General features: G+C 58.2%; 1 protein-coding gene. It reads right to left on the reverse strand.

The window, feature by feature from the left end; genetic code table 11:
• Positions 1-237 (reverse strand): hypothetical protein (locus AXE65_RS13855; protein ID WP_204376525.1); only part of this gene is annotated, 237 nt, incomplete at both ends.

The raw sequence follows: 237 nt of genomic DNA on the forward strand, positions 1-237 counted from the left end.
TCGATACCTTCGCGCTCAAGCGGCTTGAGGATTTTGGCCATCGACTGGCGCACTGTGTGGGATTCGTAGAGTTTGGCGGTGAGCAGGCTTACCGTATAGGTTTCTATGGTTTGAGCTGCGGCGCACTCAAACACTGCGCTGTCTTCGTTTTTTTCGATACGGCTGGGCTTGCGTCCGCGCAGCCATTGGATCAGCCCGATCAGCCCGCCGCCGGTAAGCCCCACGGCGGAAAGCATG

The organism is Ventosimonas gracilis (assembly GCF_001580025.1).
In the GTDB taxonomy this organism is placed as follows: Bacteria; Pseudomonadota; Gammaproteobacteria; order Pseudomonadales; family Pseudomonadaceae; genus Ventosimonas; species Ventosimonas gracilis.